Below are 10,268 nucleotides of genomic sequence, written 5' to 3' on the forward strand. Positions count from 1 at the left end.
CCGCCACCGGCGGCACACAAACATGATCCTTCGCCGCGGAACATGCGTGAGTGCCGGCCGGCCAGAGTCCCACCGGGAGCGGCGCCGCGGCGGTGCTCCAGCAGCGGCGGGACCTGGGTGAGTGGGCAACTCGGCCCGGCGGTCGCGGCCCAGGGTGAGTGGGCAGCTCAGCCCGGCGGTCGCGGCACGGGCGCGACCGCCCGCCTGCCTCGCGCGGCTCTGACGGGACTGTGATCGGGCGTACCACCAAGGTCTGCTCAAAGGGCGAGATCGACGCGGACCGGGTAATGGTCGGAGGCCGAATCCGCCGCGCCGCCGCGGACCACGTGCAGGTTGGCGGCCGACAGGGCGAGGGCAGGGCCGGCGAAGACGTAGTCCAGGCGGGTGCGGCCGAACTCCTTGCCGACCAGGCCGCGGGTGGGTACGGAGCGGAGGTCGCCGGTGCCGGCTGTGCGGGCGAGGTCGGTGAAGCCGGCGGCTTCGAAGGCGGCTATCGCCCTGGTGTCGGCGCCACCGCCGTCGCGGAGCAGGTGGCGTTGGCGGTAGAGGGAGGCCATCCCGGCCAGGGTGTCGGTGTGGTCGGTGTGCGGGTCCAGGCCGTTGAGGTCGCCGGCGATGACGGCTCGGTCGCCGAAGTAACGGGCGGCGAGCCAGCGGGCCTCCCGGGCCCGGCGGTGCGGGTTGTGCGGGTTGAGATGCGTGCTGATCAAGGTCAGCGAGACTCCCCCGGACGTCGCAGAAGAAGCCACGTCAGGCATGGATGAGGTGGGGGAAGGGAGGGCGACCCGGGCGACCGCCGCGGCGTGATGGAGGCGCCAGGTGACGCTGGTGCGGCGCAGGAAGCGCAGCGGGGGTCGGATCAGCACGGCGACCGGCTGGCCGAGGGCGGAGCGCGCCAGGTGCGGCGTCATGCCCACTGCCGCGGCGAAGTCGGGCATGCGGCGGTGGAAGCCGCGCAGTTCCTGGAGGAACAGGATGTCCGGGCGCTCCCCGGCGATCACCTCGGTGATCGCCGGGAGGCGGTCGCCGCCGCCGTTGCGGATGTTCCAGGTCATCAGCCGCAGGGTCACCCGATGGTCTCCAGACGGCGCGGCGCTTCCTTCTCGGTCACGGCCTCCGCCTCGGCGGCGGCCTCGGAGGCCGTCTCGGCGTGGGCGTTCGGGCGGACGGTGAACCACAGGATGGTCAGCCAGGTCGCGGTGAGCAGGGCGGCGCCCATGAAGTCGGTGGGGTGGTGCATCCCGCGGTACATCCGGGAGAGCGCGACGCCGAGCGGCATGAGGACGGCCAGGGCCGGGAAGACCCAGCGCCACGGCTGCCGGATCCGGGCCATCGTGATGATCGCGATGGCGGCCCAGAGGCACATGGTCGCGGCGATGTGGCCGGACGGGAACGAGGAGGTCGGCATCTGGCCGTCCATCTGCTCGACCGGCGGGCGGGGGCGGCCGACGGCGGCCGAGGCGCAGAGGAACAGGGTCAGTTCGCCGACCATCGTGAGGGCGAGGAAGACGACCGGGCGCCACTGCCGCCAGAACGCCAGCGCGAGCGCGCAGAAGACCAGCGAGACGGCGAGGATGGTGTGGGTGTCGCCGGCCTTGCTCCAGAAGTGGCTCAGGTCGTCGAGGGAGGCGGTGCGGAAGCTCTGCAGCCACTCCACGACCGCGACGTCGAACGGCGGGGTCCAGCGGGTGACGGAGTAACCGACGACGTAGAGCAGGCCGAACACCAGCACCCAGCCGACCAGGATCTCGGCGCCCTTGGCCCACGGATGCGGCAGGACGGGGCCCTCGGCGGGTGCGATCCGCAGGTCCGGGCCGGACTCCGGTTCCAGGCCCTCGGTGAGCGGCGGGGTGGTGTGGCCCGCTTCGCGGCGCCAGATGCGGAACGCGTACGCCGTGACACTGATCCACGCCAGCCCGAGCAGCCAGCCGCCGATCACGTCGGAGAGGAAGTGCACGCCCAGGGCCATCCGGGTGAACCCAACCGCCGCGACCAGCACGACCGCCGTGCCGATGAACACCGGCCGCCACCGGCGCCGGATCGCGGCCAGGAAGACCAGCACGATCATGCCGTAGACGACCATCGAGCCGAGCGCGTGCCCGCTCGGGAAGCTGTTGCCGGGCGCCTGCGCCACCGGCACCTCGACGACCGGGCGCAGCCGGCCGATCAGGGCTTTCAGCGAGGGGTCGAGCAGCAGCGCGCCGGCACCGGTGACCACCATGTAGATGGCCGGGCGGGGCCGGCGGCGGATCAGCAGCAGCGCGACGAGCAGCGCGACCAGCGGGATCATGAAGCCGCGCCCGCCGAACGACGAGATCTGTTTCAGCACGCCGACCACGACGTCGGAGCCGGACGCCCAGCTGTTCAGGCCGTCGGCCACCGAACGGTCCAGGTCCTGCAGCGGCTGCCAGCGGAAGCGGACGAGCAGCAGAAGCACGCCGAAGGTGAGGCCGATCGCGGCCACCACCAGCAGGCCCAGCACGCTGCGCCCGGCGAAGTGCCGGACCGGCGCCCAGCCGGTACGTTCCACCACACGGTTGTCATCGGTCGTCACGGTTGCTCCCATGCGTCGGGGGGTGCGCCGTTCTTACCCGGACGGTTCGGCCGGTACACCGGGCTCACGCGGAGCGGGGATGTCCGGCCGGGGTTCCCAGTGGTCCTCCTTGGCGGGCGGGGCCCCGACCCGGCGGGCCTCCAGCTGGGCGGCGAAGGCGAGACCCAGGAAGAGCGCGATGCCGGTGAGGTTGGCCCAGATCAGCAGGGCCATGATCGCGGTGAGCGCGCCGTAGGTGGCGCCGAAGCTGTCGCTGAACCGGACGTACCCGGCGAGGGACAGGCTGGCCAGCCACCACAGGACGGTGGAGACCACCGCGCCGAACAGCAGCCAGGAGAGGGCGGGCTGCCGGCGGCGCACCGAGTAGCGGAAGAGCAGCCCGACCGCGAACACGATCAGGGCGAGGCTGAGCGGCCAGCGCACCACGTCCCAGCCGACCCGCACCTCGTGGCTGAGCTCCCAGTGCTTCTGCGCCGAATCCCCGGTCGCACGACCGGCCACCAGGATCAGGAAGCCGAACAGCGCGGGCAGGCCGGCGACGATCGCCAGGGTGGCGGCACGGACGTATTTCTGCAGAGCCGGCCGGTCGCGCTCCACGCCGTAGATGCGGTTGGCGCCGCGCTCGATCTGGGCCATCGCGGTGGTCAGCGCGAACAGGCCGGTGATCATGCCCAGGGCCAGCGCGACCTCACCCGCCTCCTCGGTCCGCTCGTCCTCCATCAGCAGGTCCCGGACCACGTCCTGGCTGGCGCCCGGGGTCAGCGCGATCACGGTGTCGGCGACGATCTGCCCGCCCTCCTCGACGCCCAGGTCGGTGGCGAGACCGGAGAGCGCGATCAGGAACGGCACGATCGCGAGGCACAGCTGCAGGGCGAAGGCGCGGGCGTGGCTGAAGCCGTCGCCGTACCGGAAGCGGACGAACGCGTCGTGCAGCAGCGGCCAGCGGCCGTAGTGCCGCAGCGCGAGCCAGGCGTCGTCGGCCGAGAGGGTGTCCCCCGGCATCATCACGGTCTCGGGGACCCGTTCAGTACTACTCATGCCGACGCTCCGCGGCGCTTCGCTTCGGCATGAGGAGTGACGCTGTGCTCGATGGTGAGCTCCCTTCGGTCACTCACTCAGGTGCTCCGCGCGTTCCTCGACGGCGTCGATGTCGTGCTTCAGGTCGGGGTCGGAGTCCGGCTGCGGCACGCAGAGCAGCAGCGCCCGCGGCCGGACGGAGATCCGCATGGCCTTGCCCGGCGCGATCAGGTCACCGTCGAGCTGGCGCGGCTGCGCCCGGTTGCTGTAGATCTCCACGCGCTCCGCGGTGTAGGTCTCCATCAGCGGCACCCGGTCCTGCTTGCGCACCACGGCCCAGGCGAGGGCCGCCCAGTGCGCCAGATTCGCCGGGCTGAGGATCGCCACGTTGAGTTTGCCGTCGGACGGCTCGGCCTTGCTGAGCAGGCGCACCCCGCCCTGCAGCCGGCCCACGTTGCCGACGATCACCGAGCGCGGCCGGCGCGGCATCGGCGGGCCGCCGTCCAGCCGGATCCGGACCCGCATCGGGCGGTCCAGCAGGTTCTTGGCGGCACCGCCGACGTAGGCCAGCCAGCCGATGTGCTTCTTCGCCGTCTCGGAGGTGTCCTCCAGCATCTGGGCGTCGAACCCCATCCCGGCCATCACCACGAAGCACCGGTCCTCGATCACACCGACGTCGATGCGCCGCCGCCCACCGTCCAGCGCCACCTGCAGGCCGGTCGCCGGGTCGGTGCCCAGCCCGAGGTTGGCGGCGAGCAGGTTGCCGGTGCCGGCGGGCAGCACGGCGAGCGCCACGTCGGTGCCGGCCAGCGCGGTGACCACCGAGGTCACGGTGCCGTCGCCGCCGCACGCGAAGACCAGCTCGGCGCCGTCCTTCATCGCCTGGCGGGCCTGACCGCGGCCCGGGTCCTGCGGCGTCGTCTCGTACCACTGCGGCGCCGGCCATCCCGCCTTGGCCAGGCCCTCGCCGACGATCTCGCGCAGCTGATCGAGATCGGGCACCTTGGCGGGATTGAACACGATGGCGGAGCGCGGTCCTGTCACGTGACTCAGTGTGCCGGAGGCCGCCCGGCCAGGCGACCCGGGAAAGTGCCGGAGCGGCGAAGTGCACACTTGCCGAGTGACCGAACTGACGTACCCCGAAGTGGGATTCACCCGTACCGGGCCCCTGCCGGCCGGCTACCGCCACCTCCGTTACCGCACCCGGATCGGCGCCGGCCGGGAGGTGCTGGCCCGGGCCGGCGAGGCGATCCTCACCTTCCGGATGCACCGGGCCACCGGCGCGCGGATCACCGCCGATCATCGGGCGGCGCCCGGCACGCGGGTCACCGTCGGGCTCGGGCCGTTGCGCGCCCCCTGCGAGGTGGTCTGGGTCGCCGAGGAGACCGAGCGGATCGGATTCGGGTACGGCACACGCGCGGGCCACCCGGCGAAAGGCGAGGAGGCCTTCCTGGTCGAGCTCGACGACCGGGACCAGGTGTGGTTCTCGGTCACCGCGTTCAGCCGCCCGGCCGGCACACTGATGCGGCTCGGCGGCCCCGGCGCGGTTCTTCTCCAGCACCTCTACGCGCGTCTCTGCGGTCGCGCGGTGCGCAAGCTCGGTACCGTTGACCGGTGAGCACGACCTCGGTCACCTGGTGGGGACACAGCACGATCTGGCTCGCCGACTCCGGCGTCACCCTGCTCACCGACCCGTTGCTGGTGGGACGCCTGGCACATCTGCGCCGGATGGCCGGTCCCGCACCGGAGCTGCCCGGCGCGCCCGACGCGATCCTGCTCTCGCACCTGCACGCCGACCACTTCCACGTCGGCTCGATCAAGGCGGTGCCCGGCGAGCCGCTGCTGGTGGTGCCGCGCGGAGCGCGATCATTCACGGTCAGAGCCCTCGGCAAGGCCGTGGCTGAGCGCTGCGTCGAGCTGGCGCCGGGCGAGGAGACGAACATCTCGGGGGTACGCGTACGCGCCGTCCCCGCCGCACATGACGGCAATCGCGGGCCCTGGTCGCGGGAACGGGCGGACGCCATCGGGTTCGTCGTGGAGGGCGCCTCCCGCACGTGGTACGCCGGCGACACCGGGCTGTTCGACGGGATGAGCGAGCTCGGCCCGCTGGACCTGGCACTGATCCCGGTCGGCGGGTGGGGTCCCACCCTGAAGGCGCACGGCCATCTCGGCCCGGAGGACGGCGCCGAGGCGCTGCGCCGGGTGAAGTCCTCGCTGGCGGTGCCGGTGCACTACGGCACGCTCTGGCCGATCGGCATGGGCCGGGTCCGGCGGTACATGTTCTCCGAGCCCGGTATCCGGTTCGCCGAGCACGCCGCCCGGCTCTCGCCGGACACCCGGGTCCGGGTGCTGGCGCACGGTGAGTCGCTCACCGTGGGACCACCGGCGTGACCGACGAACTGGCCACCCTCGGCTGGCTTCTGCTGGTCGTGGCCTTCGGCGCCGTCGTGCCGATCGTGCCGACCGGCGCGGCGGTCAGCGGGGCGGCAGCCCTGGCGTTCCACGAGCATCCGTACACCATCGGGTTCGTGGTGGCCGCCGGCGCGGCCGGGGCATACGCCGGCGACCTGGTGATGTACGCGCTGTGCCGGGTCGGCGGCGAGCAGCTGGCCCGCCGGCTGCGCTGGCTGCGCGACGAGGAGCACCTCGGCGCGGTCCGGGAGCGGCTGAAGCAGAAGCAGGTCTCGGTGCTGCTGGTGTCCCGGCTGATCCCGGGCGGGCGGGTGCCGGTCCTGCTGGCGGCCGCGTTCGCCGGGCTGCCGTGGCGCACCTTCGTGGTCGCCAACCTCCCGGCGTGCGCGCTGTGGTCCTGCGTTTACGCCGGGATCGGGCTGCTCGGCGGCTCGATCTTCCCGAAGCCGTGGCAGGGCGTGATCGCCGCGATCGTTGTGATCCTGATCGTCAACCAGGCGCTGTCCTGGTGGAACAAGCGCCGGGCGGCGGTCAGTACTTCAGGTGCGTCCGGGTGAGCTCGGCGACCTTCTCCACCATCGCGATCCCACCGTCCATCGTCTGGTTGGTGTGTGAGAGCACCGCCACCGACACGTCCGTGTCACCGCCGGTGATCCGGCCGACCGTGTTGATGATCCAGAGATTGTTCTCGGTCGAGCGCTGAAGCCAGCCGTTCTTCACGGTCGCCTCCTCGCCGGTCTTCGCCGCCGCCGGGACACCCCAGTCCTGGTCCTGCGCGACGGTGCCCATCAGCTCCGCCGCGTACGCCCGGGAGGCCTTGCTCAGTCTGCTCCGGTCGTCGACCAGCTGATTGAGCAGCTTCACCTGGTCCTTCACCGTGGTCTGGGTGAGACCCCACGCGCTGTTCACCCGGGTCTGGGTCAGGCCGAGCCGCTTGTTGCAGGCCGAGATCGCGCCCGCCCGGCCGAGGCTGCTGAACAGCGACGTGGTGGAGTCGTTGTCGCTGTACCTGATCATCTTGTCGGCCAGTGCCCGCTCGTTCGCGGTGAGCCTGCGGTCCTCGTCCTGCGCCTCGAGCAGCAGACAGGCCAGCACCTGCACCTTGACCACGCTCGCGGTCTCGTAACGCTCGTTGCCCCGGAACGCATAGGTCTGACCGGTCTTGCGGTCGAACACCGCGACGGAGAACTCGGGCCGGCTCGCCGCGTACTTCTTCAGCGCCGCGTCGAGGGCCTTCACCCGCTTGGTCCGCTCCCGCGCGGCCAGCTCTTCCGGGCTGGGGCCGGTCGGGGCCGGCGAGGCCTGCTGAGACGTCTGTGCGGAACCGGCCGTGAACACGGTCCCGCTGCCCGAGGCGTCGTCGGTCATCCCCTTGGCCACGAGGATCGAACCACCGAGGATGCCCACGGCGGCAATCGCGAGGATCAGATTCCGGGTACGTCGCACCCATGCATACTGCCGTGTCGGCGCCCGCCGATGGTGACCGGAATGCCGTGGAATTCAGACTTTCGACCGACGGCTGTGCTATGCGCACGGTGAGTGACCAGGAAATGTGTGCGGACCGGGCGCATGATGGAGGTATGGCCTTCCTGCTGACCCAAGCCGTCCGACTCTCCCGTGCCGCGCTGGCCGTGCCCGCCGCGGCGGTGGACCTGACCCGGGAGGCGGCCGGGCGGGTGATCGAGACGGCGGCGGCCGCCGCCACCGTGCCGGTCCGCGCGGTGGGCCTGATCGGGCAGGCCGAACTGCTGATCAACCGGGTCAACCTGGCCGTCGCCCAGGCCGAGGACTTGATCAAGCGGGTTTCCGCGGTGGCGTCCGCGGCCGAGACGACGGTCGCCGAGGCCCGTGCCATCGCGACTGCGGCGGCGCTCACCGTCGAGGAGGCGAGCTCCATCTCGGCGTCCGCCGGCGACCTGGTCCGGCGCACCTCGATGACGGCCGAGGCGGCCGGCGTGGTGGTCGGGGACGCGGCGTCGGCCGTCGCCGAGGTGACGACCATCACCACCGCGGCGACCACCGCGATCACCGAGGTCTCCGCGATCACCGCGGCCGCCTCCGAGGCGATCAGCGAGGTCGCCGGGATCACCGCCTCGGCGTCCGGGGCGGTCAACGACATCTCAGCCATCACCACTGCGGCGTCCGGGGCGGTCACCGAGATCTCGGCGATCTCCACTTCCGCGGCCGGCGCGATCACCGAGGTGGCGGCGCTGACCGGGTCGGCGCGGGAGATCGTCGCCACGGCGTCCGCGGTCGCCGACAAGGCGGACGCGGTGGTCGGGCGGGCCGACAGCGCCGCGGCGGAGGCCACCGACCTGCTCAACGGGTACGCGCCGACGCTGCGCCAGGCCGCCCCGCTGGCGGCCCGGTTCGTCAGCGAGCTGACGCCGGCCGAGGTGACCGCCGCGATCCGGATGGTGGACCAGCTGCCGGAGCTCCAGCAGCACCTGATCAACGACGTGATGCCGCTGCTCAGCAAGCTCGACCAGGTGGGGCCGGATCTGCACAAGCTGCTCGAGGTCACCGAGGACCTGCACCTGGCGATCGCCGGCCTGCCCGGCCTGAAGATGCTCCGCCGCCGCGGCGAGGAGCGCGTCAACGACTGACCCCAGCCGGCTCCCCGGGCTGCCGCGACCGCCCGCGGCAGCGCTGGGGAGCAGCTGGTGGGCGGGGCGGTCAGACGGCGAGGATCATGCCTTTCAGCTCGTAGGAGGCGATGTCCGGGCGCAGACTGACCCGGGGCTCCTGGATGAGCCGGAGGTTCGGCATGGCGAACAGCCGGGTCAGGAAGATGTCGGTCTCCTGCATGGCGATGTACGCCCCCGGGCACCGGTGGGCACCGTCCCCGAACGACAGTCCCGCGTCGCCGACCCCGTCGGCCAGGGCCCGGCCGGGACAGACGGCGCCCGGCTGCGGGCCCACCGCGCCGGGGTCCAGGTTGGCCGCCGCCACGCCCACGTCGACCCGCGCACCGGGCGGGATGGTGACGTCACCCAGGCGTACCTCGGCGGTCGTCCATCGCAGCAGGTCGGCCACCACCGGCTCGAGCCGCAGGATCTCGTGCAGGATCGCGCTGCGCTCCGCGTCCCCGGCGGTCGTGTAACGCTCCCGCAACCGCTCGTCGGTGAGCAGGTGCCAGGCCGCGACGGTGATGAACTCCCGGGTGGTGACCATGCCGGCCGCCGCGAACGTCACGCACTCGCCGAGGATCTCGGCGTTGGTGCACCCTTCGTCGAGCAGGTGCGAGATCAGGTCGTCGCGGCGGGTGCGGCGCCGGGCGGCGATCGCCGGGCGGACGTCCCGCCAGAAGAACGACAGCACGGTGAAGTTGTTCAGCGCCTGCTGCCGGACGGCTGCCAGACCGCGGGCGCCCGGGTCCGGGATGCGGAAGAAGCGGTCCAGGCGCCGGGCCGTGTCGCCGCGGCCGTCGGTCAGGCCGACCACCTCGGCGGCGACCGCGACGGCCAGGTGGAAGGAGAGCGTGGACAGGTCGGCCGCCCCGCGCCGCCGCAGCACCTCGCACTGCTCCTCGGCGAAGCGGTGCATCAGACCGCGGTACGCCGACTCCACCCGCTTGGGCGTGAAGTACTTCGCGGTCTGCCGCCGGTGCTCGCGGTGTTCCGGCCCGTCCCGGTAGAGCACCGGCAGCCGCATCCGGTCCTGCACCCGCAGCGCGTTCTCGATGCCGAACCCGGCCTGGCGGCTGTCGGTGTGCCGGAGAAACTGCCGCGCCGTGGCGTAGTCCTGGATGTGCCACACCCCGTCGCCGTCGACGCGGACCGGGCAGCCGGGCTGCCGCACTCCGCGTTCCACTTTGCGATCCCGATCGACAGACGTCATCCATCGATTGTGAAACATGCCCGAAACCCACCCCCACCCAGCAGCCGAAGACACCGCAGATCCGGCCGGACTTCACCGCGGACGAGGTGGTCAAGGCCGCGGCGCCCCACGCGCACCCCCGTCCCACCGCAACCCCAGCCCCATCACGCTCCCAGAGCATGCCGAAGCCCGCCCCCAGCCGGTAGCCGAAGACGGGCCCCACGTGCAATTCGGTTCAACCGCAACCCAAGTCGCATCGCGCCCGCCGGTGGGGAGGGTGCCGAAGCCCGCCCCCAGCCGGTAGCCGAAGACGGGCCCCACGTGCAATTCGGTTCAACCGCAACCCAAGTCGCATCGCGCCCGCCGGTGGGGAGGGTGCCGAAGCCCGCCCCCAGCCGGTAGCCGAAGACGGGCCCCACGTGCAATTCGGTTCAACCGCAACCCAAGTCGCATCGCGCCCGCCGGT

At 72.2% G+C, this 10,268-nt stretch carries 10 protein-coding genes; 4 read left to right on the forward strand and 6 right to left on the reverse strand.

The features are described from left to right. Nucleotides 1-257: 257 nt before the first annotated feature. From AC0NH5_RS40945 to AC0NH5_RS40960, 4 genes are all read right to left on the reverse strand, one after another. Nucleotides 258-1,055: an endonuclease/exonuclease/phosphatase family protein gene (locus AC0NH5_RS40945; protein ID WP_474413463.1), complete on the reverse strand. Its 798-nt coding sequence runs from the start codon at nt 1,053-1,055 to the stop codon at nt 258-260. A gap of 11 nt (nt 1,056-1,066) precedes the next feature. After that, the gene (locus AC0NH5_RS40950; RefSeq protein ID WP_474413465.1) at nt 1,067-2,566 is read right to left on the reverse strand and encodes a phosphatase PAP2 family protein; all 1,500 of its coding nucleotides are present in this window, start codon (nt 2,564-2,566) and stop codon (nt 1,067-1,069) included. A 21-nt stretch (nt 2,567-2,587) separates the two neighbouring features. Next, a complete protein-coding gene (locus AC0NH5_RS40955) occupies nt 2,588-3,592 on the reverse strand; it encodes a YihY/virulence factor BrkB family protein (protein ID WP_474413467.1) in 1,005 nt (334 codons plus the stop codon). Between the two features lie 69 nt (nt 3,593-3,661). After that, entirely contained in the window at nt 3,662-4,615 is a 954-nt protein-coding gene (locus AC0NH5_RS40960; RefSeq protein WP_474413469.1) for a diacylglycerol/lipid kinase family protein, read from the reverse strand. A gap of 76 nt (nt 4,616-4,691) precedes the next feature. Between AC0NH5_RS40960 and AC0NH5_RS40965 the strand changes: the two genes are divergently transcribed. The 3 genes from AC0NH5_RS40965 to AC0NH5_RS40975 are packed head-to-tail and all read left to right on the forward strand — an operon-like array spanning nt 4,692 to nt 6,540. Then, nucleotides 4,692-5,189, forward strand: a complete 498-nt coding sequence (locus AC0NH5_RS40965; protein ID WP_474413471.1) for a DUF1990 family protein — start codon at nt 4,692-4,694, stop codon at nt 5,187-5,189. Continuing rightward, nucleotides 5,186-5,962, forward strand: a complete 777-nt coding sequence (locus AC0NH5_RS40970; RefSeq protein ID WP_474413473.1) for an MBL fold metallo-hydrolase — start codon at nt 5,186-5,188, stop codon at nt 5,960-5,962. The genes AC0NH5_RS40965 and AC0NH5_RS40970 overlap by 4 nt, the downstream gene beginning before the upstream one ends. Continuing rightward, a complete protein-coding gene (locus AC0NH5_RS40975; RefSeq protein ID WP_474413475.1) occupies nt 5,959-6,540 on the forward strand; it encodes a DedA family protein in 582 nt (193 codons plus the stop codon). The genes AC0NH5_RS40970 and AC0NH5_RS40975 overlap by 4 nt, the downstream gene beginning before the upstream one ends. Here AC0NH5_RS40975 and AC0NH5_RS40980 read toward each other — a convergent pair. Continuing rightward, nucleotides 6,515-7,429 (reverse strand): serine hydrolase, encoded by a 915-nt coding sequence (locus tag AC0NH5_RS40980; protein ID WP_474413477.1) that lies wholly within the window; start codon nt 7,427-7,429, stop codon nt 6,515-6,517. The two genes, AC0NH5_RS40975 and AC0NH5_RS40980, sit on opposite strands and share 26 nt — an antisense overlap. Before the next feature lie 134 nt (nt 7,430-7,563). On the opposite strand from AC0NH5_RS40980, the gene AC0NH5_RS40985 reads away from it, so the two are divergent. After that, nucleotides 7,564-8,589, forward strand: a complete 1,026-nt coding sequence (locus AC0NH5_RS40985; RefSeq protein ID WP_474413480.1) for a hypothetical protein — start codon at nt 7,564-7,566, stop codon at nt 8,587-8,589. 70 nt (nt 8,590-8,659) lie between these two features. Here AC0NH5_RS40985 and AC0NH5_RS40990 read toward each other — a convergent pair whose 3' ends face one another. Beyond that, nucleotides 8,660-9,823, reverse strand: coding sequence for a cytochrome P450 (locus tag AC0NH5_RS40990; RefSeq protein WP_474413482.1), 1,164 nt, complete (start codon nt 9,821-9,823; stop codon nt 8,660-8,662). Nucleotides 9,824-10,268 lie beyond the last annotated feature (445 nt).

It is taken from the genome of Actinoplanes sp. 13 (genome assembly GCF_056134165.1).